The sequence below is a fragment of the Kitasatospora sp. NPDC092286 genome (assembly GCF_044755565.1).
Lineage (GTDB): Bacteria > Actinomycetota > Actinomycetes > Streptomycetales > Streptomycetaceae > Kitasatospora.
The window spans coordinates 24094-49972 of record NZ_JBIVRD010000027.1; the positions used below are offsets into that span (position 1 = coordinate 24094).

A 25879-nucleotide genomic window follows, 5' to 3' on the forward strand; every position below is an offset into this window, starting at 1 on the left:
GGCGGTGCTGTCTCAGCGGTGCTTGGTGGTGCGGCCGAGCACAGGCCCGGCGATGGCGGTGAGGACGACGGCCGCCGCCCCGCAGCCGAACAGCTGCAGGAGCGTCGGATCCACACCGGTCAGCAGCCCGGCGCACTCGGCGCCCGCGGCGGCCAGACAGATCAGGGCGGTGCTCCAGCTGAGCCCGAAGGCGTTCAGCAGCAGCGCCAGCCAGAGTGAGCCGCCGAGCAGCAGCAGCGCACCGAGCGCCGGTACACCGAGCGCCGGGGCGCCGGGCCAGAGCACGGTGGCGGCTGCGTCCAGCGCGGCCACGGTGGTGAGGTAGATGAACAGGCAGCCGAGCAGCACGCCGCCGGTGCGGCGGGTGAACTCCCCGGCGGTGTGGCTGGTGCGCAGCGTGGCCACGGCCATCGCCCGGTAGCGGAAGAGCAGCCACTCGGCGAGCCCGAGGCTGAGCGTCAGCGCGATCATGGCCGGCCCGGTCGGGCTGGCGGACGCCCCCTCGGCCGCGCCGGTGCGGACGGCCTGGTGAATGGTGGCACCCAGGCCGGCGATCAGCGTGAGGGTGCCGACCGCCAGGCCGAACAGCAGGTGCGGCAGCTCGTGCCGCAGCGGCAGCTTCAGCACGGTGGCGTCCTGCTCGCTGCGCAGGCAGCGGACGATCTCGCGGGTGGCCAGCCCCGCCGCCAGCCCCAGCGAGGCCAGCAGGACGACGGTCCGGACCACTTGCGGCACGTCCACGGCGAGCACCACCCCGGCGCCCAGCGCGGACGGCGCCAGCGCCAGCAGCAGGAACTTCTCCCGGCCCAGCACCAGCAGCACGGTGGCGGCGGCCAGATAGCCGGACTGCCCGGCGGCGAAGCAGAGCGAGCCGAGCGGCCCGCCGACCACGTACCCGGCGGTGGCCGCGATCAGCGCGCCCAGCGGCGCGCCGACGGCCAGGCAGATCCCGGCCGCCCGGCGCCGGCCACGGCCGAGCCAGGCGTACGAGCGGTGCGCCAGTGCCTGGTTCCAGGACCAGCTGACCAGGGTGGCGACGGAGAGCGCGAGCATCCCCGACGGCAGGCCGAACCGCATCCGGGTGGCCGCGAACAGGTTGGCGCCGAGCAGGTAGCCGAGGCCCGGCAGGGCGAACACCAGGCCGCGCACCACACAGCGCCAGGGGTCGGCCCGCCAGGGGTTGGCGAACTCCGAACTCGGACCGGGGTAGCGGCGCTGGACCTTCTCGAACAGCTCCTCGGCGACGGTGAAGGCGTCGGGGCGGCCGTACAGCAGCCCGGCCTGCTCGTCGGAGAGGCCGTCGGACTCCAGGAAGGCCGCGATCTCGTACGGGTGGACGGCATCGGCGCAGACGTCGGCGAGCCGCTCGGCGAGCTCGTCCAGCGGGTCCGGGGAGAGCTCCAGCTGCTCCTCGGGCTCGGGACGCTGCTCAGGCAGCACCGGCCGGCGGCGCTTGCGCGGCAGGGTGCGCAACTGGACGGTCTGCTCGGCCCACTCGGGGCCGGCCTCGTCCGGAACCAGGCGAAGAGGACCGCTCATGCGCCCACCTCGCTGTGCTCGGCAGCCGCTGCGCGGTACACGCACCTACTGATGATTCGCTTGCTGCGCGCGCTCATGTGCCCACCTCGCTGTGCTCGGCAGCCGCTGCGCGGTACACGCACCTACTGATGATTCGCTTGCTGCGCGCGCTCATGTGCCCACCCCGCTGTGCTCGGCAGCCGCTGCGCGGTACACGCACCTACTGATGATTCGCTTGCTGCGCGCGCTCATGCGCCCACCTCGCTGCGCCGCGCAACCGCCAGCGGTTGCGCCCAGTCCGCGGCGGGTGCGCCGTCGTCGACCGGGATGGCGTCGTCGACCGCGACCACGCCGTTCGGCAGCCAGCGGGCGGTGCCGAGGAGTTCGGTGTAGATGCCGCGGAAGCCGTCGATGTTCTGCCGGAGGGTGAACTGCTCGATCACCCGCAGCCGGGCCTGCTCGCCCAGCCGGGCCCGGCGTTCCGGGTCGCGGAGCAGTTCGAGGGCGGCGGCGGCCATCGGTTCGGGTTCGCGCGGCGGGACGACCAGACCGGTGTCGCCGACGGCCTCGCGCACGCCGCCCACGTCGGTCGAGACGGTGGAACGGCCGCAGGACATGGCCTCGATCAGGGTGAACGGGAAGCCCTCGCTGATGCTGGAGAGCATCACCACGTTCCCCGCCGCGTACGCGTCGGTGATGTCGGCGACGCGGCCTTCGAAGGCCACCGAGTCGGCGATGCCGAGCTCGGCGGCCAGGGCTATGCAGGTGTCGCGGTACGCCTCGCCACCCTTGGGCGTGCCGCCGAACAGGCGCAGTCGCGCCTCGGGTATCTCGTGCCGGACGATCGCGAAGGCCCGGATCAGGGTCTCCAGGTCCTTGATCGGGTCGACCCGGCCAGCCCAGCTGAGCGTGGGCGTCTCCGGCTCCGGCCCGGCCGGCGGGAAGGCGGCGGGGTCCACGCCGTTGTACACGGTGCGGATGTGGGCGGACGGCGTGCCGCCGCGCTCCTCCCAGCGCCGGTTGTACCGGTTGCCGGGGGTGACCAGCGCGGCCCGCCGGTAGCTCTCCTCGGCGAGCATCCGGTAGAAGCCGAGCAGCAGCGCCTTGACCGGCCAGCGGTAGGGGCCGGTGCGGTAGCCGAGGTAGCGCTCGCGCAGGTAGATGCCGTGCTCGGTGAGCAGAAACGGTACGCCGTACTGCTGTGAGGCGATCAGCCCCGGCAGCGTGGCCAGGCCACCGCTGGCGGCGTGCGCGACGCCGTCCTGCGGCGGCTCGACCGAGAGCGGGCGCAGCGCGTGCTCCAGCAGGTCGGTGGCGTTCAGCGCGTCGTGCAGGGTGGGCCGGGAGACGGCGGTGGAGAGGTAGTCGCGGGTCCAGACGTGCTGGAGGGTGCGCAGGGCGCGCTCGCTGCGCAGCGCCGGGCTGAGCAGCCCGCGCCGGGCGAGGTCGGCGAAGCCGTACAGCTCGGTGCCGAAGTGGGTGGTGTAGACCGGGTCCAGGATGGAGTGCAGGAAGCGCTCGTACGCGTTGAGGAAACGGCGCATCTCCTTGCCGCGTGGCGCCCTCGCCTCGGAGGGCGGGCCCCACAGCGGCGCGGTCGTGACGGACCGTACGTTGGCGGGCAGCTCCCAGGCCAGCGGTTCGTGGCCGGTGCCGGTGACGGCGATGACGTCGAAGTCGACGTCCGGCATGCCCTGGACGAGCTGGTCGCACCAGACGCTCACACCGCCGTGCTGGTGTGGATACGTTCCCTCGGTGAGCAGGGTGACGCGCATGCTTGTCCCCCCTCCTGTCCTTGCGTCAAGCGTCCGGCCTGGGTGGCCGGTCCGGGTGCCGGTGGTGGGGCCGGGGGACGGCCCGCCCCCACCACCGGTATCACCTGTTAGCGGGTGCCGGGCTGGCCGGCGGTCTTCCTGGCGGGTTCGGCCTTCCCCCCGGAGGCCTGACCGCCCTTGGCGCCGCCCTTGGCGTTGCCGTTGGTGCTGCTGCTCGTGACGACGCCCTTGCCCGCCACCGGAGCCCCGCTGCCGGGGACCAGCGTCGGGGCGTCGGTCCGGGCGGTGTCGCCCGGGCCGGCCGGGACGGCGTCGACGGTGCCCTGGGGCACCACCTTCTTGTCGGCCGGCGCCGGAGCCGGCACCGCCTTGGCGGCGGCGGACGGCGCGGCGACGGCCGGGGCCGCCGGGGTTCCGGCCGCGGTCAGCTTGAGCGTGACACTGCTCTGCAGCTGACCGGGCTTCACCCAGCCGGACAGCGTACCGGCGTACGCGGTGCCGAACGCGGCCGACCCGATGGTCATCGTCTGGGTGGTGCCGGCCGGCATGGTGGCCTGGACCTGGACGCCGGTCGGGGCGACCACCGTGACGGTCTCGCCGACCCGGTAGGCGGTGACCTGGCCGGAGGCGAGGGCCGTGTTCCAGGCCGCGCGGCGCTGGAACTCCGCGCCGATCTCGCGCTGCGGCAGGTTCACGATCGGCGCGTTGTCGGCGTGCAGCGAACGGTAGGTGGAGAGCACCTTCTCCAGCACCGGGTAGACGATCCGGTCCTCGGACAGGTTCGACTGGTGGACGAAGTGCGGCCGCGGGTCGTTGCTCAGCACGTGGCCGAGGTCGATCCGGGCCTCCAGCGGCACGATGTACGACTGGTAGCCGGTGTTGACGTCCAGCGGCGTGGGCAGGCAGGTGGAGTTGGCGTTGTTCTCGCAGACGCCGCTGCCGCCGTTCGCCGTGCTGGTGTAGATCCAGTTGTACTCGTCCGTCTGCTCCTTCGCCGTGCCGGCGTTGTAGAAGACGTTCATCGGGTAACGCGGCACGGTCAGCACGGACGAGCCGACGGCCCGCTGGGCGGACTCGCGGGAGGCGTCGCTGGCCGTCCACTTGACGCCGTTGGCGGCCAGTGCGGGCGCCAGGTACGGGTTGTCGCTGGTCTCCTGGGGAGCGGTCAGCAGGCCGGAGTGCTCACCGGTGACCAGCTCCGTCCTGTCGATGCCCAGGCTGTGCGCCGCGGCCCAGTCGATGTTGTTCTTGACCTGGGACGAGATGGTGGCCTGGTCGACCCAGACGGTGCTGCCGGAGGCGTTCTTGGTGCACTTCCACGGCACCACCGAGACGTCCTGCAGGCAGCCCAGGTACGGGTGCGTGTAGGTGTGGTTGATCCACCGGTAGCTGGTCTGGTCGGCGATCATCTGGTTCACCACCGGGTCGGTGGTGGTGTTGTGGTCGGCCTTCCAGTCCTCGCTGCCGCCGCCGTTGAACACCATGTCCATGGTGAAGTCGTTGTCGGTCTGCCACTGCTTGGCGTGCTGCGCGTCGGCGGTCGTCATCCGGATCGGGTTGGCCGTCTCGGGGGTGCCGGGCGGGCAGGTGACGTCACCGGGGGTGCACTTGAGCACGGTGTCCCAGCGGTCGTCGGCCAGGAAGACGTCGTCCACGTGGGCCGCGAAGTAGTTGCGGTCGTAGCCGAGGTGGACGCCCTGGGTTATCCAGTCGACTATGCCGCGTGCCAGCAGCCGGTACTGCTGCTGGTACTGGTTGTAGACGAAGGTGACGACCAGTTCCTTGCGGCCGTCGTGGCTGTACTCGCCGACCAGCGAGCCGCGGGCGGTGGAGCCCGGGATCGGCACGTCGACCAGCGGCGTGAAGGACGCGCCGGCCGGCAGCGAGCCGAGCGGGGTGGCCAGGTAGCCGTAGCTCTCGCTGACCGCCGGGTCGTTGTCCTCGAACGGGACGGCGCCCTTGAGGTAGCCGAACGGGCCGGCGGTGCCGGCGGTGGTGACCGCCGCCTGGAAGCCGTCGAGGCTGCCCATGTAGCCGGGGTTCTGGGCCCAGTTGAGACCGACGTCCGGGCGGGCGTAGGTGTAGGCGTCGACCTGGCGGACGCCGAAGGCGGCCTCGTAGGTGGCGAGGGCCGCCATCTCGGCCGACCCGGCCGCGAACGGGTTGTCGTTGGGCATCACGACGCCCTGGAACTTCCCGCGCGGCTGCCCGTTGACGGTGTCGCTGAGGAACGCGGCGTCGATCACCGGGCGGTTGGCGTCGTTGAGGTTGATGAGCTTGTAGGGCGTGCCCTGGCTCTTCAGCTCGGCGGCGATGGCCGCCGTCGCGGGCCCGCCGTCGTCGATCACCAGGACCGTGAGGTCGATCCTGGGGGCCGTGGTGACACCGTGTGCGAGGGACGTCTGCAGGCCACCGGCCAGCAGCACGGCCGCCGCGCAGACGGCAACTCTTCGGGTCGCTCGACCCATGTGTGTTCCTCCCCTGGGCAGAGCGCTCCGCTGCTCGGCACTCGCCTGCCCTGTCGCTGTTCGCGGGGCAGCAGACTGCCCGCGCCCATCCTGGTGGAGACTCCGCCCCGATTGGGACCGAAAAGGCGGGAGTGCAGCGAATCTGTTACCAACGTTCATGGCGATGCCATGGAGGCGCCGATTGTGGCCGGAACCGCACTGGTTGCGCAAATAACGAATTGAAAATTAAAGACCGGAGCCGGAGTGTTACCGCTGGTCACGCATCGTATGGCGGAGGCGGTTCGGCGGCACCCTACACTGGCGGCGTCGCGCATGACACTCTTGCACATCTGCCGCTTCCAGTGGGCAGGTTCATGCAATATCCGGCGGCTTGTGCCATGCCGGAGCCCGAATATCCAATGGAGGCCGTCGCGTGACCGAGCAGCAGACCGAGACCCCCGCAATCCAGCACGCCGGGAAAACGACGCAGCCGTCGGCGCGGGCGGCCGAGGCCGCCCGGACCCTCGGCCTGCGCGGGGCCGTCAACGCCCGTGACCTCGGCGGCTACCGGACGGCCGACGGCCGGCGGTTGCGGCACGGCGTCGCCCTGCGCGGCGACGGCCTCAACCGGCTCACCGACGAGGACCTCCGCCTGCTCGGGGTGCTCGGCCTGCGCCAGGTCGTCGATCTGCGCAGCCTCGACGAGGTCCGCGAGGCCGGACCGGACCGCATCCCCGGCCTGCCGGTCGCCGAGATCGCGGCCGCCGAGCTGTCCGCCACCCCGATCACCGTCGAGCGCACCACCCCGGACGGTGTGACCCTGCACCATCTGCCGGTCTTCGCCGCCCACTTCGACATCTACGTCGCGCTGCGCGACGCCCTGGCCGACCGCAGCCCGGAGAGACAGCGCGCGCTGCTCGGCGACGGCCGGGCCACCGCCATGATGACCGGCCTCTACCGCTGGTTCGTCACCGACCCGGTGGCCCGCGAGCGCTTCGCCACCGTGCTGCGCCTGCTGGCCGCGCCGGACGGGCCACCGCTGCTGTTCCACTGCTCGGCCGGCAAGGACCGCACCGGCTGGACGGCGGCCGTCCTGCTCACCGCTCTCGGGGTGGACCGCGAGACGGTCTTCGCCGACTACCTGCTGACCAACGAGCGCTCCGCCGCGATCGTGGAGGCCGTCGTGGACGGCTTCGGCACCCGCGGTCTGATGCGGGAGCCGGAGCTGCTGCTCCCGGTCTTCCGGGCGGAGCGCTGTTACCTGGAGGCGGCCTTCGAGGAGGTCGCCTCGGGCTGGGTCACCTTCGACAAGTTCTGGCAGGACGGCCTGGGGCTGGACGACGAGGTGCTGGCGGGCCTGCGCGCCAACCTGCTGGAGCCGTAGGCCGGCCGGGAGCCCGCCCGCCCCGGCCCGGCCGTCGGTTCAGCCCTCGCTGATCAGGCCCTCGCGCAGCTGGGTGAGGGTCTTGGTCAGCAGCCTGGAGACGTGCATCTGGGAGATGCCGATCTCCTCGCCGATCTGAGACTGGGTGAGGTTGCCGAAGAACCGCAGCATGATGATCCGGCGCTCGCGCGGCGGCAGCTTGGCCAGCAGCGGCTTCAGCGACTCCCGGTACTCCACGCCCTCCAGGGCGAGGTCCTCGTAGCCGAGCCGCTCGGCCAGCGGGCCGTCGCCGTCCTCCTCGCCCGGGCTGGAGTCCAGCGAGCTGGCGGTGTACGCGTTGCCCACCGCCAGGCCCTCGACCACGTCCTCCTCGCTGACGCCGAGGCAGCCGGCCAGCTCGGCGACGGTGGGGGAGCGGTCCAGCCGCTGGGCCAGCTCGTCGCCGGCCTTGGTGAGCGCCAGCCGCAGCTCCTGGAGCCGCCGCGGCACCCGGACCGACCAGCTGGTGTCCCGGAAGAAGCGCTTGATCTCGCCGACCACGGTGGGCATCGCGAAGGTGGGGAACTCCACCCCGCGCTCCGGGTCGAACCGGTCGATCGCCTTGATCAGGCCGATCGTGCCGACCTGGACGATGTCCTCCATCGGCTCGTTGCGGCTGCGGAAACGCGCCGAGGCGTACCGGACCAGCGGCAGGTTGAGCTCGATCAGGGTGTCGCGGACGTACGTGTGCTCCTCGCTGCCGGCTTCCAGGGCGGCCAGCCGCAGGAAGAGCGAGCGGGAGAGCGTCCGGGTGTCCAGCCCGGCGCCGGGTGGTGCCTCCGGAGCGGGCGCGGCTCCCGGAACGGCCTCGGGCTCCGGGCCGGTCCCGGGCGGTGCGGCCGGGCCCCGCTGGAGCGGGATCCGGTCGACGGCGACCGCCGTGCCATTGGCCTGACCAGCGTGGATCTCCGCAGTGCCCAGTTCGCCGGACATGCACCCACCCCCTCGTGACTGACAGTTGAACGGGTGCCGTCGCGCGGTGGTTCCCGGCGACGCCCTCCCCCTCCATACCGGAACACGGTCCACGGCAAACCCGAACGTCGCAAGATGTCACGCCTCGGTAACGCGCAGCAATCTTGATCCGGCCGGTCGGTTCGCCGGGTTCCGGCGGGTTTGCGGGGCCTACTCCTCCCAGGAGTTGCCGGTCCGAAGCCGGGTCAGGATGCGTGAGAGCAGCCGTGAGACATGCATCTGGGACATCCCCAGCTCGGTACTGATCTGCGACTGCGTCAGGTTGGCGAAGAATCGCAGCATGACGATCCGCCGCTCCCGCTCCGGCAGCTGGACCAGCAGGTGGCGGACCATGTCCCGGTGCTCGACCTCGGCCAGCGCCGAGTCCTCGTAGCCGAGCCGGTCGAGCAGGGCGAGCCCGCCCTCGTGCTCCTGCGCCGCCTCCAGTGAGGCCGCGTTGTACGCCCGTCCGGCGTCGAGGCAGGCCCGGACGTCCTCCTCCGGGATGCGCAGGCTGGCGGCGATCTCGGGCACCTTGGGCGCCCGCCCGTGGACCACCGTCAGCTCCTCCATCGCCCCGCTGACCTGCACCCAGAGCTCCTGGAGCCGGCGTGGTACGTGCATGGTGCGGACGTTGTCCCGGAAGTACCGCTTGATCTCCCCGAGGATGGTCGGCAGCGCGTAGGTCGGGAACTGCACCCCCCGGGTCGGGTCGAACCGGTCGATCGCGTTGATCAGGCCGATCGTGCCGACCTGGACCACGTCCTCCATCGGCTCGCTGCGGCTGCGGAAGCGGGTGGCCGCGTAGCGGACCAGCGGGATGTTGACCTCGATCAGCGCGGCCCTGACCCGCTCCCGTTCGGGGGTGTCCGGGGGCAGCTCGGCGAGCCGCTCGAACAGCACCCGGGTCAGGGTCCGGACGTCCACGACGGGGCGGCCGCCGGGGCCGCGCAGGCCGTCCGGCCGCAGTTCGCCGGCCGGGCCGATGACGGCGGCCAGCACCTCGTCCCCGGGCTGTGCCACCGGGCGTACGGCGGCCTGCGCGGGGGGTTGCGCAGGTGGCTGCGCGGCGTATGGTCCGGTGCCGGTGCCCGGCGCACTCCCTGGTGTCCGCACGGACACGTCACCCCTCCCGAAGTCGACAATGATGGGACCTGCGGAGCGGGTGTCGCGTCTCGTTTCACCACCTCGCCATGTCCGGCAAAACCGGTCATAGCATCACAAGGCGGGCGCAGGCGGGCAAGCACCGCGCTGAGGTGTGTTGGTGCCGGGCCGGCGCCGCGCCGGGCCCGGCGGAGGGTGCCCGGAGGGGCGTTCGCGGACAGGGCGAGGCGCCCCGCCCGGGTCTCGGGCAGGGCGCCGCAGGCCGTCCGGGGGGTGCTCCGGGATCAGACCTCGATGTCGGCGATCACCCAGGTGGCGAACTCGCGCCACTGGCCGGCCGCGGCCTGGTGCGCCGGATGGGCGATGTAGGACTGCAGCGTCTCGCGGTCCTCGACCAGGCTGTTGATCGCGTAGTCGTAGGCGATGTCACGGTCGGTGGTGTTCCAGCCGCACTCCCACTCGCGCAGCTCGGGGATGACCGAGCCGAGCGCCTCGAACGCCTTGGCGCCGGCGACCGCGCGCTCGTCGTCCTTGCCGACGCCTTCGTTGAGCTTGAACAGGACCAGGTGCCGGATCACGATGCCGCTCCTAGCGGACGGGGTTTGAGGGTCCCGCCCACCGTAGCCGGTGCCCCCGGGGCCGAACGAGCGACCCCGGCTACTTCACCAGCCCGGTCATGAAGGTGCCGACCGCCTTGGCCGCGTTCGAGATCCCCTCGAACCCCAGCTGCACGAGCTCGGCGGCCCGGGTCGGCGAGGTGATGATCGTGTAGAGCACGAAGATGAGCAGGAGAACCATGCCGATTTTCTTCGCCTGCGCCATCTGATGACCTTCCTCCCTGCCGTGGGTCGCCGCCATTCGGTCCCCGAACGTCCCTCTGCAGTGGCAGCTTATCCACCGGACGGCCCATCAAGTGTGCGACGCGTTCACCCGGCGGGACGAAGGTCCCCGTGAGTGGGGCCTTTCTCCGGGTGCCCGGAGGCGGGTGGTGAAGCAGGATGGGTGATGTGCCGAGGATCTGGCAGGAATCCCCCGGCACGTGGATCCGGAGTTCCCCGCTGTGGGACCGGGCGCCGCGACTCCCCCCGACGCGGCCCCGGTTGTGGGACTCCGCCCGGGGGAGCGGTCATCCCCCCGAACCGCTCCCCCCTCCAGGCTCCGTACTCGCCGGGCGTTGGTGGTCATCGGCCCCGGGTACGGAGCTTTTCCATGTCCGGCGGTCGGCGCGGCGCACCGGCGTGGCGCGGAACGAACGGTGGAACGACGAAGGGCCCCGACCGTCTCCGGTCGGGGCCCTTCGTGATGCTGGCGGTAGCGGTGGGATTCGAACCCACGGTGGAGTTGCCCCCACACACGCTTTCGAGGTCTGTGCGGCCGCTTCCGGCGGGGTTCGCCGGGGTTCCGGCCCCAGGTGAGAGAGGCGCCGTTGGGGTGCGGTGAACCCCGGTGAACGGGGGTGAATGAGACCGGAACTGAGACCACAAGCGCGCCTCACCGCTCCTCTCCACCGCAGAACGTTATGCGGTGGAGGCGAGGAGGTCGATCTACCCGCAAAGGCTTTGCGTGTGGAGTTCTACATGGTGGCGCCGTAGAGTCATAGCAGGACTTTGATGGACCGTGCATCAAGGTTCCGGACCTCCGTGCACTGTGGGCCCGGTTCTGGTGCCAGCCAGAACCGGGCCCGGTGCGCGGGATCAGAGGCCCGGCCGACCATCTACCGGCCGGGCCTTTTGCTGCCCGCGCCGCTGCCGTCCGTTCCCCCTGCTCATGCCTAGCGGATGAGCCGTCCCGCCAACTCGGCAATCGAGATCATGAGTCCGAGCGCGCTGATGTAGACCAGCCACCAATCAGGGCTGTCCATCTTCTTGCTCGGCCTGCGCGACCTGTCTGCCATGGTCAGGACCCTCCTACTCAGCCCCGTTGGGTGCTATCCCCAGCGGGGATACGGCACGGGCCCGGTTGGACCCGAGATGAGGAGAGCGTTGGGGACCTGACGGTGAGAAGCCTAGCGCCCGCAGGTCGGCTGGAGGCTTGGCGGACAGCGTCAGTACGGTCGGGAGGAGCGTTAGATCCGATTCCGATTTCTACCTTGATAAGGGGTACATCTTCGCTGTGGTGTGATTCGGTCACTGGCTCTGAGATCGGCCGCTAGGTGCCCCCCGTAGAGCTTCGGCGTTTTGTTCGAAGGGGCAAATGTGGCGTCCGTCACATCGACAGTTCCATGGGGCCGGGGGGGGGTGGGGTTAGGGGCTCAGGTCAGGTACTCGGCGATCATCTCCATGGAGTCCACTACGACGATGGCTCCAGCGGCGCCCAGCTTGGCACCCTTCCCCGGTTTGTTCGCGTAGCCGATGGTGGGCACGCCGGCAGCGTCGCCAGCCTCAACGTCCCGGACTGCGTCACCAATAAAGATGCAGTTCTCAGGCCGGGTGCCTACAGCTTCAATGGCGTCCAATAGGAGGCGCGGGCTCGGCTTCATCGATGACGGGTCGCCCGGGATTCGGCCAAAGACGCGGCTCACGTAGTCGCTGAGACCGTGATCGGCTAGGTATGTCTCGATTGCCGCGCCCGCGTTGTTGCTGACCACGGAGACGGACCGGCCCGAGCGAGCGCAGGCCCGCAGAACCGATTCGCCGCCCGGGTTCGGTCGGCCGACCCGGGCCGCTTCGGTCTCCAGAGCCGCCAGCGCGCCGTCCGTGCTGGCGGTGAGGTCCGGCCGGGCGTCCGAGATCAGGCGGAGCAGGGCGAGCGGGTCAGTCTCCGCCTCGGCCCCGGCCGGGGCCTGCTCGCCGTTGGCGAGCAGGCCCGCGCGGAGTCGCTCTGCTACTTCCGGGGCGGGCAGCCCCGCGAACACGGAGCACACCGGGCCGTCGAAGTCGAGCAAAACGTGCTTCACCGGTCGGAGCACGTCCGCGAGGGACTGCGGCATGGCGCTCATGGCTGACGCTCGTAGGCGATGGTGGACCACACGCTGTCGAACCACATCTGAGCCTGCTGGACATACTGCGACCCGAGCGACGCGTCATCCGGACCGGCGGCGTGGTGAAACAGCGTGGTGTCCTTGCCGGTCACGTCGTAGAACGTGTGGTCAGTGCCGTTCACCGGGATGGTTCGCTCCCGGAGCGGATAGAAGCCGAAGAAGGCTTCCGACTGGTTCAGGATGTACAGCTTGAACAGGCTGGATGCCCGGTGCACCTTGACCTGGACGCTCGCCGACTGGACGAGCCCCAGCTCTGCCAGTACCTCGACCGAGTGGGCGATCCCGCCGGCGTTGGTCAGCGCGATGTTCCGGGCCCGCTCGCGGAGCGCTACCTCGTCCTTGAGCCCGTCGACCAGCACGGGGACGGCCATCGGCTCCGTGGTGTCCGGCAGCAGTAGGCGCACGGTGATGGACTCTGGGGTGAGCCGCCCGGAGCGGACCTTGTCCAGCGGTTCCTGCATGGCGTTGTGCAGCGTCTCGCTGGAGAACCCTGCGAAGTCCAGAGTGACCTGCTGCTGCTCGAAGGCAGCTTCGAGGTGGGGCCGGAGTCCGACCGGCCGAGAGGTGCGCTCCCGGACGAACGAGCCGCTTCCCTGCCTGGTCACGATCAGCCCCTCGGTGCGGAGCAGGTCCAGCGCTTTGTCGACGGTGCCGCGCGCCACGCCGAAGTGCTTCGCCAGCTCAGGGCCGGAAGGAAGTTTGTCGCCGGTCTCGAAGCCCGGCTTCTTGGTGAGGATCGAGGCCCGCAGAGAGCTGCTGACCTGCTGATACGGGGGGCGCGAGTCATCCGGGTCTAGGGCCATGCGCCAATGCTAAGGCAGGCGCCCAACAGACGCGAGAAACTCAACCCTCTTGACCTGCCTAGGCAGGTTCTCTATGTTGAGAGTGTCGCAACCGAGAGAAACGGGAGCGACGCAGAGGGGCCTTCTTTGGGCTGCTCTGACCTGCACAAACGTGCCCGGAGGGGTGGGGTGACAGCCCCCCGAAGGAAGCACTGGCCCTTTGAAAACTCAACAGAGTGTTGATCAACGAACGAGTGTCTTTGGTCCCCGATCCGTGCCTCTCGTGGCGGGTCGGGGGTCATGGCTACTCGTGACATGACGAGTGGCTCGGGCCCAACAAGTCGGGCCGCCGCGCTCCGGCCAAGGAACGCGCGGCGGCCCTCGGGTCCACGCCCACCTAGAGAAGAGGTAGACCCGTGAGGTCGATTGTTGCAGGCCAGACGGCTCTGGATGGCGCCGAGTTCGCCGAGTTGGCGCTCGGCGTGGACGAGGAGCTGTTCGCCGGGGTGCCCGGCGAGACGAAGCTGGAGCGCTCCGCCCGGCTGGACGTGGCGGAGGCGGTGCTGGCGGACCTGCGCCGGGAGGACCCGGAGCTGGCCGCCTTCGCCACCGCGCTCATGAAGACGGCGCCGGTGCCGCTGCGGCGCCCGGCCGGCATCCGCCGTACCGCGAGCGTGGAGCGGGTGGCGGCGTGATTGCTCAGACCGCGCTCACGGCGCTCACGCTCGCGGCGAGCGCGCTCACCGGTCGCTCACGGCGGCAGGATCGGGGGCCGCGATGAAGGTGCCAACGACCCCCGCACAGATTCGCTCCGCCGAACGGGCGCTGAGTGTCGGGACGTGGACGATCACGCTCGGCGCGGTGCTCTACAGCGTGCTCACGGTGACCCCGCTCATGGCCGGACACAGCCCGAAGGGGTGGGAGTGGACGGCGCCGATCCTGCCGCTGGTCGTGGACGCGGCGGTGGTGATCGTGGTCCGTATGGACGCCACGCTGGCCCGGCTCGGCGGGGACGGCGGCCGCTGGCCGACGGTGCTGCGCTGGATGACCGGCCTCATGACCGTGCTGCTCAACGTGGGTCAGTCCGCTCTGGACGGTGACCGGGTCGGGGTGGCGGTCCACTCGGTGGCGCCGCTGCTGCTGATCGTCACGGCGGAGACCTCGCTGGCCTACCGGCGGGCGATCGCCACCGCGCTGAGCGCCCGTGAGACGGCTGAGCGCGCCGAGCGGGCGGAGCGCGAACGGCGCGCCGAGGAGAAGCGCCGACAGGCCCGGGAGGACCGCCAGGCCGAGTCCGCGGCGGCCGACCAGCGCGAGCGTGAGCGCCGTGAGCACGACGAGCGCATGGCCCGCGAGCGGCGTGAGCACGAGGAACGGATGCTGCGCGAGGAGCGGGAGGACAGGGCCCGCCGCGAGACCGCCGAACGCGAGGAGAGGGAGCGGCGGGAGGCCACCGAGCGGGTCGACCGTGAGCGCCGTGAGCGCGAGGTGAGCGAGCGTGAGCGCCGTGAGCGTGGGGAGCGCCTGGCCCGTGAGCGGAGCGAGCGGGAGGCCGCTGAGCGTGCCCGCGCCGAGCTGCTGTCCGCCGGGCCGGCCACCGAGCGGCTCCCCGAACAGCGGGCCCGCGAGATCGCCCGAGCCGCTTGCGCCGCCGGCCTGCCGCAGCGCCAGGCCGTGGAACTGACCGGCTGGTCGGCCGGGTGGATCGCCGCCCGCTATCAGGAACTGCGCGACACCCCGGACCGGCCCACCCCGCTGGCCCTGGCACACACCGCGCCCGCCGACAGCCGCGCGGCCTGACCCGGAAGGACCCGAAATGCAGACCGACACCACTCCGACCAGCCAGATCGAGGCGGCCGGCGCCCTGATGGCCATCCTCGCCGCCCACACCGACCTGCCCGAGACCACGCCCCAGCTGTGGCAGTTCCTCTCCTCCGGCACCGACATCGCGTTCGGCGCGTGGGGCGTGAAGCTGTCGCTGCACAGCGGCCTGACCGCGTTCGAGCAGTGGCGCGAGGCCCTGGACCTGGACCCCGCCACCACCGACCACGGCGAGCTCGACACCACCCGGTGGCTGTCCGCCCACGGCGTCCACCACGGCGTCCCGGTCGAGTTGGTCGGCTTTTACACCCTGCCCGACACCGGCGAGGAGTCCGCCGTGAAGCACTGCTACTTCTGCGGCGAGAGCACGCCGGATGTCGAGGACTGCGCGGACCCGTTCGCGCGGGAGATCAACGACGAGGAGTGGATCATCCCGATCTGCACCGACTGCTACCAGGTTCGCTGCGACGAGATCTGATCCCCACGTCCCCTGACCTGCTCCGCTGCCACCCTCGACAGGAGATCACTGTCATGTCCGTGACCGAGATCAGTGTGATCAGCTTCGGCTACCTGCACGGCGACCCGCCCGCCGACGCGAACCTCGTGCTGGACCTGCGCCGGCACTTCCGTGACCCGCACATCAGTCCCGGCCTGCGCTACCAGACCGCCCACGACCTGCCGGTGCGCCGGGCGGTGCTCGGCACGCCGGGAATCCGGGAACTGATCAGCACCGCCGCCCTGGTGGCCGACGCGTTCGACGCCGGGCCGGGCGGGGCGCCGCTGACGATCGCGGTCGGCTGTGCGGGAGGCCGCCACCGCGCCGCCACCGTAGCCATGGCCCTGGCCGACCGGCTCCGCAAGACCGGCAGCCCGGTGACCCTCGTGCACCGGGACCTCGGCAAGCCCGTCGTCGAGCGCACCGTCACCGGCGACGCCGTCGCCCCGGCCGCCCGAGAGAACGGAGAGCCCCGATGACCACCCCCCGCGCCGCCAGGTTCGCCGCCGTCTACGCCCTGCTCAGGGCGGCGGCGGACGTGGCGGACCACTGGATCCAGACCGACCACCAGGCCACCGCCAAGGGCCAGGCCGACACGGCCGGGCGCCGGGCCTGCGCCGCCCACGTCGCCACCTACACCGCCGTCCAGGGCGCCGTGCTGGTGGCCGGTGCGCGGGTGCTGGGGGTGCGGCTGCGGCCCGTCCCGGTGGCCGCCGCTCTGACCCTGTCGGCCGCCAGCCACTACTTCGCCGACCGGCAGGGCGGTCACTGGCGCGAGTCCGAGCCCCGAGGGATCGTTCGCCTTGCCCACGCCACCGGCGGGGGCAACTGGCTCCAGCGTGACCCCCAGGCCGGCTACCTGCTCGACCAGGCCTGGCACCACGCGTTCGAGGCCGCTGCGGCCCTCATCGCCTCCGCCTGACCGCCCGTCATCCCACCCGATCAGAGGAGAGCATCGTCATGTCCGACCGTGATTCGGTCTACAACGACCCGGCGTACGACATCACGTCGGTGCCGTCGTGGAAGTCCCCGCCGCTGCACGGCGCTTACGCCCCGAACGCCCGTCTGTCCGCCCGTGCCAGGGCCGGGATCGGCGCTGGCGTGGTCGTCCTGGCCGCCGCCGGGATGGTGGCCTATTCGGTCTACTCCTCCGCCGAGGCGGACGCCGAGGTGCGCAAGGCTCAGATCGCCCTGGACGCCTCCCGGCTCGACCTGGAGCGCCAGCGCCAGGCGGCCGATCTGGCCAAGGCCGGCGAGCAGGAGACCGACGCGCAGCGAGCCCGCCGTGAGGCCGTCCAGGCGTGTGTCGCCAAGGCCGGCGGCGCGTACAACGCGATCGCCGACTGCGGCAAGGCCTACCCGGCCGTCGACGCGCCGGGGATGGTGAACACCTCCCGCTCGGTCGCCTCCGGGGACGACGGCGGCTCGAACTCCGGCGTCGGCCTGGTCGTCCTCGGCGTCACCGGCACCGCGGTGGCCGTCGGCTGGATGAAGCGGAAGTTCGCCCGTCCGTAACATTCCGCGACCTCCCCCCACCCACCCCCCACCCGGGAAAACGTCTCCCCCCACCCGCTCAGGGACTCGGGAGGGCACTTTCAGGCCGGGTGGGGGGTGGGTGGGAGGTCACCCACAGTGAGGAATTCGTGATGGCCACACCCGCCACCCCCGGCGTCCCGCCCGTGCCGCCTCACCCGCCCGCACCCCCGGCGCAGGCCCCCGCCCCGGCTTCCCCGGCAGGGGCCTCACCGGATCCGGCTCCCGCTCCGGCCGCGCCGCCGAGCGCGCTCGCGCAGATCCTCGCCCCGGTCCAGCCGGCCCGCCGCCCCGCCACCCCGATCGGCACCACCGCCAGCCTGGCCCAGACCCCCGGCATCCCGGACCGCGGCGACGGCAGCAGTGCCGGCGACGGCAGTGCCAACGGCGGCTCCGGCCGTGACGACAAGCGCGACGGCGCTCTCGCCGCCCTGGTGCGGGCCCTCGCCGAACGACTGCGCCGCACCGGCACCACGACCAGCATCAAGCGCAACCACGACGTCAAGGAGACCCGGGTCGCCGGGAACTCCACCAACACCACCAACACCAACAATGCGGACCGGCAGGCCAAGCACGAGACCAGCGCTCAGCACCGCTCCAACCGCGACGCCAAGCTCGCCGACCTGAACAACAAGACCAGCCAGCACCAGCACCAGGACCACCGGGACGTCAAAAAAGCCGACGCCACGGACGCCAAGACGAACGCGAACCGCGACGTCCGCAAGACCGACGCCACCGACGCCAAGACGGCCGACACGAAGAACACGAAGGCCGACACCGCCTCCGTATCGAAGACCGGCAAGGACACCCGGGACAGCACGGACGCCAAGACCTCCGACACCAAGGCCGCCAAGAGCGACACCGGGGCCCGGACCAGCAGCGACGACAAACACCACCGCGACGTGAAGACCGTGAAGACGCCCGCGTCGAAGGACACCGGCGCCGGGAACACGGGTGCGGGTGCGGGGGGCTCGAAGCCGGACACCCCGCCCGGGACCGGCGGCGCGAAGGCGCCGAAGACCCCCGCCCCGGACACCCCGCCCGGCAAGGCCGACGCCACGAAGGCGCCGGCCACACCCGGCCCGGATGCCCCGCTCGGCGCGAAGCCGGACGGTTCCCCGAAGGCCGGCAGTGCCGACCCGGACAGCGCGGACGCCAAGCGCGGTGCGGGAGGCAAGGCGCCCGAGCCGAAGACGCCGGGTGCCTCCGGGCCCGCAGCGAAGCCGGACAGTCCGGCGGCGCCCGCCGGGGCGAAGGGCCTGGACACCAAGTTCGCCGGAGCGAAGGCCTTCGAGGACAAGGCGCGCGGCGAAGCACCGAAGACCGCACCACGCCCGGCCACCCCGCAGGCACCCGCCGCCGCGGTGGACGGCACGAAGGCCACGCCCGTCACGAAGACGGCGGACCCCGGGAAGCCGGGCGGCACGAAAGCCGAGGACACGGCAGAGAGGACGACGATGACCACCCCGAAGACCCGCCCTGGGCCCCTGGCCGCCCCGCCGATGACTCCCGCGAGCGGATCCACCGCCGACCTGACGAAGAAACCACCCGCCGCCGCTCCCGCCCGCCCGACCGTCCCGCCCCAGGCCCAGGCCAAGCCGTCCGCGGTTCCGGTGAGGGACGTGGCCGTCGGTGAGAAGGGCATCGCGTTCACTTCCGGTACGGGCGCCGACACGCGGCAGCACACCATGAGCCGCGGCGAGGTGCGCACGTTGCGGCAGTTCGAGCGGCGTATGGAGGAGAAGGCGGGGGTGCTGGCGCAGATCGCCGAGGACAGCAAGACCGCCAGGGCCCACGCCGTCGCGCACGCCGCCCGCGCACAGAAACTCGCCGAGGACGCCAAGGCCGTCAAGGGCGGTGTCGCCCTGGTCAACCAGTTGCGGCGGCTCGCCGAGCGCGCCAAGGACCTGCGCCTCAAGGCCGAGGAGGCCGAGAAGAACGCTGTCCGCGGGGCGGAGGCCGTCCGCGTGCTGGCCGCCAACGCGGAGGTGCGCCACGGCGGCATCTACAAGGCGGTCGTCGACAGCCCGCTCACCGCTCCGGCCGAGCGCTACTTCTACCAGGACAGGCAGGGGAGCTGACATGGCCACAGGACTGACCTACCGGGAACTGGTCCGCCAGGTGCGGCAGCTGGCCCGCGAGGTGCGGCGCGACACCGCCGCCTACAAGGCCCTGGCCGCCGCGCAGAACAAGGAAGCCAACGACACCAACCGGATCGCTGAGCAGATCATCGCTCTCAAGGTCGACACCGCCACCGTGGCCGAGACCCACGAGGTCACCCGGATCATGCGAGGCCTCGTCCATGCCGCGATCGCCTACGCGACCGCGACCGAGGAGACCTCCAAGTCCGCCGCCGCCACCGAGACGCAGGCCCAAGGCGACCACGGCGGCATCCAGCAGGCCGCCGATTCCTCCCGCGTCCCCATGGCCGACCGCCCTTGGTACACCCAGGAGTAGCAGCGATGACCATCCCCGAAACCACCCAGACCGCCCGGACCGCCCCGGCCGCGGTGAACCTCCCGACCGAGAAGGCGTTCGCCGTCGCCGAGGTCGCCGCCCCGCTGGTGACCGCCGCCGTGATGCCGTTCCTCGACCCGCAGGCCGCCACCACGGTGAGCACGTTCCTCGCGGCCCCCGCCCTGGTCGCCGGCGCCACCTTCACCGGCCTGCTGTCCGACCGGGTGCTGGACGCCGTCCCGGGGGGTGACATCCTGCGCGCCCACCGCCGGCCGTTCTTCGTCTCCACCGTCGCGACCGCGACCGCCGCCGCGACCGCCACGCTCCAGGGCATGCCCGGCATTGACGCCCTGCTCGCCGGGTGGATGAACCTGCCGTCCCTGTCCGGCCTGGTCTCCCTCGCCTGGTGGGGCAGCGTGGGCTTCGTCGGCTTCTCCCTGCGCCGCGTCCTCGGCAGCAGCCGGCCCCGGCCCGCCGCCCCGGCCGCGCAGCCCGCCCCCGCCGAGGACGCCCCGGTCAACCAGGTGCTGATGCGCTGGCACGTCTACATCTCCGACGAGTCCGGCGCCCACCCCGGCCAGCACCTCACCCTCACCGGCCACGGACCCGAGGCGTGGGAGGGCATCATCGAGGCCGCCCCGGGCCGGCCGGTCACCGTCACCGCCGACACCGTCTCCGGTGTCTACCGCATCCCCGCCGCCCAGATCAGCATCACGGACGGCCCGCACACCAGCTCCCGGCACATCCTGGTCCACCTGGTCGCCCCCACCGTCGACCAGCCGCAGTACGGCGCCCTGGAGACCCTGTGGCTCCAACGGGTCGCCCGCAAGGGCGGCTGCATGCCCGGCACCCACCTGGAGGGCACCGTCCCGGACCCGGCCACCGGCGGCGTCGCCGCGTGGATCTGCGCGGACGAGGACACCGACGCCCTCACCATGCCCGACCTTTACACCATCGCCGGTGCCCTGCGCACCACGCCGCTGCTGGTCTCCGTCGAGCGCACCGACGACCCCCGCAAGGCCGTGTTCCGCATGATGGACCGCTCCCCGCTGGAGGACGGCCGCCCCCTGCCCGGGCCCAAGACCCTGCTCGCCAACGCCAACGGGTTCGTGCAGCTCGGCACCGGCGTGTCCGGCAAGCCCTCCCGCATCCAGCTCTACGACGCCGACCTCGGCGCCCGCCACGTCCTGGTGGCTGGCGTCACCGGATCCGGCAAGGGCGGCGTCCTGCTGATCCTGGGCCTGAGCTACCACGTCAACGGGGTGGCGATCATCTACGCCGACCCCAAGGGCTCCAGCAACCCGGACGTCGAGGACATGGCCGCCTACGCCGGCTGCGGGCCCGACGGCGCCATGGGCGCCCTGCGCCTGGCCTACGCGGTCTTCCGCCACCGGGTCGCCGAGAGCCAGGAACTGCGGGCCAAGAACTTCACGCCCACGCCCGAACGCCCGTACGTCGTCACCATCCTGGACGAGATGGCCCAGCTCCTCGGCGACAAGAGCCCCTACCGAGCCGAAGCTGCGTGGATCATCGCCATCCTCGCCTCCCAGGGCCGCTCGCTGGGCATGCCCGTCGTGCTGTGCGGACAGATCCTCAACCTCGACCAGATGGGCTCCGACACCAGCATCCGCGACAACGTGTTCTACGGCGGGGCCCTGGTCCTCCTGCGCTCCGACAGCGCGCAGAAGAGCCGCGTCGACCTGCCCCCCGCCTTCAACGGCATCGACCCCTCCCAGATCCCCGCCTACTGGAAGAGCGGCACCGACAGCCTCATCTACGACCCCACCGTCCCCGAGGACGACCCCCGCCGCACCTTCGGCGTCGGCTACCTCGCCGGCCCCGACGACCGCGCCGAGATGATGCGCGCCTGGCTCCTCTCCTCCGCCGCCGGCCTCTGGAACCCCGACAACGTCGCCGTCCCCCACGACTTCCCCGGCTGGGAAGACCGAGACGCCATCGCCACCACCCCCGTCGGCCCCGCGGCCACCGACGACGACGAGGACGGCGGCACCGGCCGGACGTGGATGCCCGCCTCCGCCGCCCCGTCCCTGGCCAAGGAACCCACCGCCGAGGAGAAGATCCTCGCCGTCCTGGAGGAGCGCCGCGACCCGATCGGCCTGGAAATCGGCTTCCTCCACCTCGACCAGATCACCGACATGACCAGCGTCACCCGCAAGACCGTCGAGAACACCTGCTCCCGACTCACCAAAAAGGGCGCCCTGGTCCGCAAGTCGACGTCCTCCGGCGAATACGGCCTCCCCCTCCCCGACACCACCGAGTAGCACCACAGGACCCGACGTCCTGCCCGACCGACCGTGCCACCCGGGCCCTGCCGCACCCAGCGACAGGGCCCGGACGGTGCGGGGGACGGCCAGACCGCGCCCACACAGCACGAAACCCCGCAACAGCCGTGCGGTTCTTGGCAGAGAGCCGGCTGCTGCGGGGCCCACCAACCGCGTCTTACGACGAGATCGGATCCAAGCATGCCCCAGACCGACCACCCCGCGCTCGCCAACGTGGACGACCTCAATGTTCAGAGCCTGGCGCCCGCGCTGCGCGTGCTGTCGCTCGGCGCGGGGGTGCAGTCCACCGCGCTGCTCCTGCTGGCAGCCGAGGGCCGCATCCCCCGCTTCGACGCCGCCGTGTTCGCGGACACCGGGTGGGAACCCGCCATCGTCTACACCCACCTCGACCGACTGGAGCGCGAGGTAGCCAAGCCCGCCGGCATCCCGATCCTGCGCGTGAAGGCCGAGGCCAGCGAGGGTAGCAGCCGCGTCACGGGCAACCTGCGCGAGGACTCCATCGCCCCGGGCAGCTTCGTACGGATGCCGGTCTTCGTTCCCGACCGCACCGGAGCCAAGGCCGCCGTAGTGCGACGCCAGTGCACGGACGAGTACAAGGTCAAGCCCGTCAAGGCCGCCATCCGCCAGCTGCTCGGCTACCCCCACCCCAAGCCCGTCCCCGCCGGGCTGGTCGTCGACCAGGCGATCGGCATCAGCCGGGACGAGTTCTGGCGGGCCAAGGACGCCATGGTCCGCTACCTGCGCAACAGCTTCCCCCTGCTCGACCTGCCCGCCCCCAGCGGCGCCGGTACCGGCTGGACCCGCACCGACTGCCTGCGCTACCTGCGCACCCAGGGCTGGGAGACCACCCCCAAGTCGGCGTGCATCGGCTGCCCGTTCCACGGCAACGCCGCCTGGCGAGACCTGCGCGACAACCACCCCACCGAGTGGCAGGACGCCGTCGACTTCGACCACCAGCTCCGGGCCGTCACCCTGCGCGGCATCAAGGGCGCCCCCTACCTCCACCGCAGCCTCCTGCCCCTCGCCGAGGCCCCCATCGACAAGGTGAGCCGCGGCGAGTGGAACGAGCGGCAGGGCGACCTGTTCGACGCCCTCGCCGACCAGAACATCGAGGACGACGAGCAGGAACGCCCCGGGTGCTCCCCCTGGTCCTGCCGCAGCGACGACGAGGACGGGGCAGCCGCATGAGCCCGCGCCCGCCGCTCGCCGGCGCCAAGACCTGGCAGGCCGTCATCGACACCGCGAACAGCCAGTGCCAGTGCAGCGGCAGCTGCGGCAAGGACCACACCAAGACCGGCGGACGGTGCGACCGAACCCACGGCAGCCACGCCCACAAGCACGGCGGCGGCCAGGTCCGACTCATCGCCGCCCCCGCGGAGCCCACCGGCCTGCTGCTGCCCCCGCACCAGGCCGCCGCCCTGCCCACCAGCCACCTCGCCGCCTGGTGCCCGGCCTGCCACGACGCCGCCCGTCGCGCAGCAGCCAAGGCCCAGCAGGCCACCGCCCCGGCCGTCGAGCCGGACGCCCTGTTCTGAGCCGAGGAGAACCCGCATCGCCATCAAGGTCGTGACCTGTCACGTCGCCGTCTGCGACGTCTGCGGCGCCGAGTACGGCGCCCCGTGCGAGGACCTCACCGTCCACTCCACCACCCACCAGGCCGCCGTCGAACTCGTCCACGCCGACACCGGATGGCTGATCACCACCGATAACCACGTCATCTGCCTCACCGGCGACCAGGCCCACCAGGACGCCCTCGACGCCCTGCTGCCGCCCCCGCCCCCGGCCGAGACCGACGGCCAGATGCCCCTCGCGCTTGACCTCTGACCACCCGCCGGCCGGGGCCGCACCCTTCGGGCCCCGGCCGGTCGTACCGAGAGGACCCCGCATGACCGAACAGCCGTCTACGGACCTGCTCACCGCCGCGCTGACCGCCGCCGCCCGCGGCTGGCACGTCTTCCCCCTCGCGCCCGACGCGAAGTACCCCGCTCTCCACAGCGAGGAGCGCTGCCCCCTCACGGGGCCCTGCGCCACCGGCCACCACGGCTGGGAGCGCCGGGGCACCACCGACCCCGGCGTCATCCGTCGGGCCTGGTCCCACGGCCCCTACGGCATCGGTCTGGCCTGCGGGCCTTCCGGGCTGGTGGTGGTCGACCTGGACACCCCCAAGCACCCCGGGGACCTGCCCCCGGCACGGTGGGCCGGGCCGGGCATCACCGACGGCCTGGACGTGTTCGCCGACCTCTGCGAGCGGCACGGCCACCCGGGTGAGTACGAGACGTTCACCGTCCGCACCGGCCGGGGCGGGCGCCACCTGTACTTCGCGGCCCCGGTCGGGGTGACCTTGCGGAACACGACCGGGGACAAGGGCTCCGGGCTCGGGTGGAAGGTCGACACCCGGGCGCACGGCGGCTACGTCGTCGCCGCTGGCAGCACCGTCGCGGGCCGCCCCTACACCGTGGTGCGGGACGTGCCGGTGCTGCCGCTGCCCGCCTGGCTCGCGGCCCTGCTCGCCCCGAAGGCCCCGCCGGTGGCCAAGCTCGACACCGCCGCCGTGCGGGCCCGGATCGGACGCCTCACCGCCTACACGCAGGCCGCCGTGCGCGGAGAGGCCGAGAAGGTCGAGAGCGCCGGAGAAGGCGTCAGGAACCACACCCTGTTCGCGTCCGCCGCCGCCCTCGGCCGCCTGGTCGCCGCCGGCACCCTCCCCGAACAGGACGCCATCGACGCCCTGCTCGGAGCGGGCCAGAAGGCCGGTCTGGGAGAGGCAGAATGCCGCCGAACCATCGCCAAGGGCCTGGCCCGCGGTGGCAACGGCGTCGGGCGGGCCGCATGAGCGACCGTCACCCTTCGTCCCCCAAGGAAAAGCGCTTCTCCGGCGGGGACCGGCACAGGCGGGAGGCCGAGTGAACGCCCCTGACCTCCTTGAGGCCGAACCCCGGCAGGCACCGGCCCCCGGCCGCCAGGCACCCCGGAACGACTTCTACGACGACCTGGACGGCCTGGAGCGGCCCACCCGCCCGGGCCCGGTACCCGACCCGGCCGTGTTCCAGGGCCTGGTCGGGCGCACCGTTCGGGAACTGGACCCGACCACGGAGGCGGACCCGGTCGGGGTGCTGGTCAACCTGCTGTCCGCGGCCGGTGCCCAGATGGGGGCAGATCCGCACCTGCGGATCGGCAACGACCGCCACCCCGCTCTGATCTGGGCCCTGACGATCGGCGCGACCGCCGCCGGCCGCAAGGGGGCCGCCACCAACACCGCCCGCCTGCTGCTGACGGCCGCCGCTCCCGGGTTCACCAAGGACAACCTGCTCTCCGGCCTGTCCTCCGGCGAGGGCCTGATCGAGGCCGTGCGCGACGGCGACCCGACCAAGAAGGACGACCCCGGCCACATCGACAAGCGCCGCTGGATCGTGGAGTCCGAGTACGGCATCACGATGGCCCGCGCCCGCCGGGAGGGATCCTCGCTCGGCGGCGTCCTGCGGCAGGCCTGGAACGGTGAAGACCTTGGTGTGATGAACCGCGAAGCGCTCAAGGTCACCGCCCCGCACATTGCGATCATCGGGCACATCAGTCCCCGCGAGCTGCGGGCCAAGATGCAGGACTCCGAGATGGCTGGCGGCACCTACAACCGGTACTTGCCGATCTTCGTCCACCGGAACCTGATCCTGGCCGAATCCCGGGGCGCCGATCCACAGCTTGTGGACAACCTCGCCGCCACGTGGCGCACCGTCCTCGCAGACGCCCGCCAGACCGGAGAGGTCACCCTCGACGAGCCCGCCCGCAAACTCTGGCGCGAGGACGTCTACCCGGCCCTGTGCGGTGACGAGGACGGCGACGGACCCCTCGCGGAGTTCACCGCCCGCGCCGCCCCCTACACGCTCCGCCTCGCCATGGTCTACGCCCTGCTCGATCACCACCGCCAGATCCAGGAAGACCACCTGAGGGCCGCTCACGCGCTCGTGAACTACTCCCGGGCCTCCGCCGCCCACGTCCTCGGCATGGGCGCCGACACCACCGGCGACCCCAAGCTCGACAAGCTCGCCGCCGCCGTCCGCGCCGCCGGACCCCGCGGTCTGACCGGCGAAGAGGTCTACAAGCTCTTCCGCAAGGCCAACAAGGACGAGCGCAACCGCCTGGTGGCCGCCCTGCTCCAGATCGACGGGTACGGCAGCGCCCAGATCCCCGGCACCGGCCGGCACGCCACCGTCCTGCTCTACGCCCCGCCCGCTGACTGACCCCGGAGGTGGAAAGGGTGGAAAGGGTGGAAAGCCCTCCCACCTGCGGAAACA

24 protein-coding genes are annotated in these 25879 nt (G+C 71.9%); 15 read left to right on the forward strand and 9 right to left on the reverse strand.

Annotated elements, in window-relative coordinates; all coding sequences use genetic code 11:
• Nucleotides 1–12: 12 nt before the first annotated feature.
• From ACIQIB_RS25515 to ACIQIB_RS25525, 3 genes are all read right to left on the reverse strand, one after another.
• Nucleotides 13–1539, reverse strand: a complete 1527-nt coding sequence (locus tag ACIQIB_RS25515) for a hypothetical protein (RefSeq protein WP_363603923.1) — start codon at nucleotides 1537–1539, stop codon at nucleotides 13–15.
• A gap of 227 nt (nucleotides 1540–1766) precedes the next feature.
• On the reverse strand, nucleotides 1767–3293 hold the full coding sequence (gene pelF / locus ACIQIB_RS25520) for a GT4 family glycosyltransferase PelF (RefSeq protein WP_363603925.1): 1527 nt from the start codon (nucleotides 3291–3293) through the stop codon (nucleotides 1767–1769).
• Between the two features lie 107 nt (nucleotides 3294–3400).
• Nucleotides 3401–5761: a hypothetical protein gene (locus ACIQIB_RS25525; RefSeq protein ID WP_400760848.1), complete on the reverse strand. Its 2361-nt coding sequence runs from the start codon at nucleotides 5759–5761 to the stop codon at nucleotides 3401–3403.
• A 412-nt stretch (nucleotides 5762–6173) separates the two neighbouring features.
• On the opposite strand from ACIQIB_RS25525, the gene ACIQIB_RS25530 reads away from it, so the two are divergent.
• The gene (locus ACIQIB_RS25530) at nucleotides 6174–7124 is read left to right on the forward strand and encodes a tyrosine-protein phosphatase (RefSeq protein ID WP_400760851.1); all 951 of its coding nucleotides are present in this window, start codon (nucleotides 6174–6176) and stop codon (nucleotides 7122–7124) included.
• A gap of 39 nt (nucleotides 7125–7163) precedes the next feature.
• Here ACIQIB_RS25530 and ACIQIB_RS25535 read toward each other — a convergent pair whose 3' ends face one another.
• The 6 genes from ACIQIB_RS25535 to ACIQIB_RS25560 all read right to left on the reverse strand — a co-directional run bounded on the left by ACIQIB_RS25535 (nucleotide 7164) and on the right by ACIQIB_RS25560 (nucleotide 13001).
• Nucleotides 7164–8096, reverse strand: coding sequence for an RNA polymerase sigma factor SigF (locus tag ACIQIB_RS25535; protein WP_400653351.1), 933 nt, complete (start codon nucleotides 8094–8096; stop codon nucleotides 7164–7166).
• 189 nt (nucleotides 8097–8285) lie between these two features.
• Entirely contained in the window at nucleotides 8286–9236 is a 951-nt protein-coding gene (locus tag ACIQIB_RS25540; RefSeq protein ID WP_400760853.1) for an RNA polymerase sigma factor SigF, read from the reverse strand.
• 266 nt (nucleotides 9237–9502) lie between these two features.
• On the reverse strand, nucleotides 9503–9796 hold the full coding sequence (locus tag ACIQIB_RS25545) for a Dabb family protein (protein ID WP_363603932.1): 294 nt from the start codon (nucleotides 9794–9796) through the stop codon (nucleotides 9503–9505).
• 79 nt (nucleotides 9797–9875) lie between these two features.
• Nucleotides 9876–10040, reverse strand: a complete 165-nt coding sequence (locus tag ACIQIB_RS25550) for a hypothetical protein (protein ID WP_363603933.1) — start codon at nucleotides 10038–10040, stop codon at nucleotides 9876–9878.
• A gap of 1429 nt (nucleotides 10041–11469) precedes the next feature.
• Nucleotides 11470–12156, reverse strand: a complete 687-nt coding sequence (locus ACIQIB_RS25555) for an HAD family hydrolase (protein ID WP_400760855.1) — start codon at nucleotides 12154–12156, stop codon at nucleotides 11470–11472.
• Entirely contained in the window at nucleotides 12153–13001 is an 849-nt protein-coding gene (locus ACIQIB_RS25560) for a GntR family transcriptional regulator (protein WP_400760857.1), read from the reverse strand. Before ACIQIB_RS25560 ends, ACIQIB_RS25555 begins: the two co-directional genes overlap by 4 nt.
• Before the next feature lie 395 nt (nucleotides 13002–13396).
• Between ACIQIB_RS25560 and ACIQIB_RS25565 the strand changes: the two genes are divergently transcribed.
• The 14 genes from ACIQIB_RS25565 (at nucleotide 13397) to ACIQIB_RS25630 (ending at nucleotide 25825) form a co-directional block, all read left to right on the forward strand.
• A complete protein-coding gene (locus ACIQIB_RS25565) occupies nucleotides 13397–13675 on the forward strand; it encodes a hypothetical protein (RefSeq protein WP_400760860.1) in 279 nt (92 codons plus the stop codon).
• A gap of 82 nt (nucleotides 13676–13757) precedes the next feature.
• The gene (locus ACIQIB_RS25570; protein ID WP_400760863.1) at nucleotides 13758–14780 is read left to right on the forward strand and encodes a DUF2637 domain-containing protein; all 1023 of its coding nucleotides are present in this window, start codon (nucleotides 13758–13760) and stop codon (nucleotides 14778–14780) included.
• A 16-nt stretch (nucleotides 14781–14796) separates the two neighbouring features.
• On the forward strand, nucleotides 14797–15279 hold the full coding sequence (locus ACIQIB_RS25575; RefSeq protein ID WP_400760865.1) for a hypothetical protein: 483 nt from the start codon (nucleotides 14797–14799) through the stop codon (nucleotides 15277–15279).
• Nucleotides 15280–15332: 53 nt separating this feature from the next.
• The gene (locus tag ACIQIB_RS25580; RefSeq protein ID WP_400760867.1) at nucleotides 15333–15776 is read left to right on the forward strand and encodes an ATPase; all 444 of its coding nucleotides are present in this window, start codon (nucleotides 15333–15335) and stop codon (nucleotides 15774–15776) included.
• The gene (locus tag ACIQIB_RS25585; RefSeq protein WP_400760870.1) at nucleotides 15773–16219 is read left to right on the forward strand and encodes a hypothetical protein; all 447 of its coding nucleotides are present in this window, start codon (nucleotides 15773–15775) and stop codon (nucleotides 16217–16219) included. Before ACIQIB_RS25580 ends, ACIQIB_RS25585 begins: the two co-directional genes overlap by 4 nt.
• Nucleotides 16220–16257: 38 nt before the next feature.
• Entirely contained in the window at nucleotides 16258–16812 is a 555-nt protein-coding gene (locus ACIQIB_RS25590) for a hypothetical protein (RefSeq protein WP_400760871.1), read from the forward strand.
• A 131-nt stretch (nucleotides 16813–16943) separates the two neighbouring features.
• Nucleotides 16944–18911, forward strand: coding sequence for a hypothetical protein (locus tag ACIQIB_RS25595; protein WP_400760873.1), 1968 nt, complete (start codon nucleotides 16944–16946; stop codon nucleotides 18909–18911).
• Nucleotide 18912: 1 nt separating this feature from the next.
• Nucleotides 18913–19287, forward strand: a complete 375-nt coding sequence (locus tag ACIQIB_RS25600) for a hypothetical protein (RefSeq protein WP_400760876.1) — start codon at nucleotides 18913–18915, stop codon at nucleotides 19285–19287.
• A 5-nt stretch (nucleotides 19288–19292) separates the two neighbouring features.
• The gene (locus ACIQIB_RS25605; RefSeq protein WP_400760878.1) at nucleotides 19293–21569 is read left to right on the forward strand and encodes a type IV secretory system conjugative DNA transfer family protein; all 2277 of its coding nucleotides are present in this window, start codon (nucleotides 19293–19295) and stop codon (nucleotides 21567–21569) included.
• Between the two features lie 201 nt (nucleotides 21570–21770).
• Nucleotides 21771–22778 carry a hypothetical protein gene (locus ACIQIB_RS25610; protein WP_400760881.1) on the forward strand — a complete coding sequence of 336 codons (1008 nt, stop codon included), beginning with the start codon at nucleotides 21771–21773 and terminating at the stop codon, nucleotides 22776–22778.
• A complete protein-coding gene (locus ACIQIB_RS25615) occupies nucleotides 22775–23125 on the forward strand; it encodes a hypothetical protein (protein WP_400760883.1) in 351 nt (116 codons plus the stop codon). Before ACIQIB_RS25610 ends, ACIQIB_RS25615 begins: the two co-directional genes overlap by 4 nt.
• A 31-nt stretch (nucleotides 23126–23156) precedes the next feature.
• On the forward strand, nucleotides 23157–23414 hold the full coding sequence (locus ACIQIB_RS25620) for a hypothetical protein (protein WP_400760885.1): 258 nt from the start codon (nucleotides 23157–23159) through the stop codon (nucleotides 23412–23414).
• A gap of 61 nt (nucleotides 23415–23475) precedes the next feature.
• Nucleotides 23476–24423, forward strand: coding sequence for a bifunctional DNA primase/polymerase (locus ACIQIB_RS25625; RefSeq protein WP_400760887.1), 948 nt, complete (start codon nucleotides 23476–23478; stop codon nucleotides 24421–24423).
• Nucleotides 24424–24493: 70 nt separating this feature from the next.
• Nucleotides 24494–25825 (forward strand): DUF3987 domain-containing protein, encoded by a 1332-nt coding sequence (locus tag ACIQIB_RS25630; RefSeq protein WP_400760890.1) that lies wholly within the window; start codon nucleotides 24494–24496, stop codon nucleotides 25823–25825.
• The last annotated feature ends 54 nt before the right edge of the window (nucleotides 25826–25879 follow it).

Coding starts and splice junctions, on each gene's coding strand:
- ACIQIB_RS25610 (WP_400760881.1), top strand. CDS start 21,771: ATGCCCCAGACCGACCACCCCGCGCTCGCCAACGTGGACGACCTCAAT.
- ACIQIB_RS25555 (WP_400760855.1), bottom strand. CDS start 12,156: ATGAGCGCCATGCCGCAGTCCCTCGCGGACGTGCTCCGACCGGTGAAG.
- ACIQIB_RS25570 (WP_400760863.1), top strand. CDS start 13,758: ATGAAGGTGCCAACGACCCCCGCACAGATTCGCTCCGCCGAACGGGCG.
- ACIQIB_RS25605 (WP_400760878.1), top strand. CDS start 19,293: ATGACCATCCCCGAAACCACCCAGACCGCCCGGACCGCCCCGGCCGCG.
- ACIQIB_RS25600 (WP_400760876.1), top strand. CDS start 18,913: ATGGCCACAGGACTGACCTACCGGGAACTGGTCCGCCAGGTGCGGCAG.
- ACIQIB_RS25550 (WP_363603933.1), bottom strand. CDS start 10,040: ATGGCGCAGGCGAAGAAAATCGGCATGGTTCTCCTGCTCATCTTCGTG.
- pelF (WP_363603925.1), bottom strand. CDS start 3,293: ATGCGCGTCACCCTGCTCACCGAGGGAACGTATCCACACCAGCACGGC.
- ACIQIB_RS25595 (WP_400760873.1), top strand. CDS start 16,944: ATGGCCACACCCGCCACCCCCGGCGTCCCGCCCGTGCCGCCTCACCCG.
- ACIQIB_RS25625 (WP_400760887.1), top strand. CDS start 23,476: ATGACCGAACAGCCGTCTACGGACCTGCTCACCGCCGCGCTGACCGCC.
- ACIQIB_RS25590 (WP_400760871.1), top strand. CDS start 16,258: ATGTCCGACCGTGATTCGGTCTACAACGACCCGGCGTACGACATCACG.
- ACIQIB_RS25585 (WP_400760870.1), top strand. CDS start 15,773: ATGACCACCCCCCGCGCCGCCAGGTTCGCCGCCGTCTACGCCCTGCTC.
- ACIQIB_RS25535 (WP_400653351.1), bottom strand. CDS start 8,096: ATGTCCGGCGAACTGGGCACTGCGGAGATCCACGCTGGTCAGGCCAAT.
- ACIQIB_RS25525 (WP_400760848.1), bottom strand. CDS start 5,761: ATGGGTCGAGCGACCCGAAGAGTTGCCGTCTGCGCGGCGGCCGTGCTG.
- ACIQIB_RS25615 (WP_400760883.1), top strand. CDS start 22,775: ATGAGCCCGCGCCCGCCGCTCGCCGGCGCCAAGACCTGGCAGGCCGTC.
- ACIQIB_RS25580 (WP_400760867.1), top strand. CDS start 15,333: ATGTCCGTGACCGAGATCAGTGTGATCAGCTTCGGCTACCTGCACGGC.
- ACIQIB_RS25515 (WP_363603923.1), bottom strand. CDS start 1,539: ATGAGCGGTCCTCTTCGCCTGGTTCCGGACGAGGCCGGCCCCGAGTGG.
- ACIQIB_RS25575 (WP_400760865.1), top strand. CDS start 14,797: ATGCAGACCGACACCACTCCGACCAGCCAGATCGAGGCGGCCGGCGCC.
- ACIQIB_RS25560 (WP_400760857.1), bottom strand. CDS start 13,001: ATGGCCCTAGACCCGGATGACTCGCGCCCCCCGTATCAGCAGGTCAGC.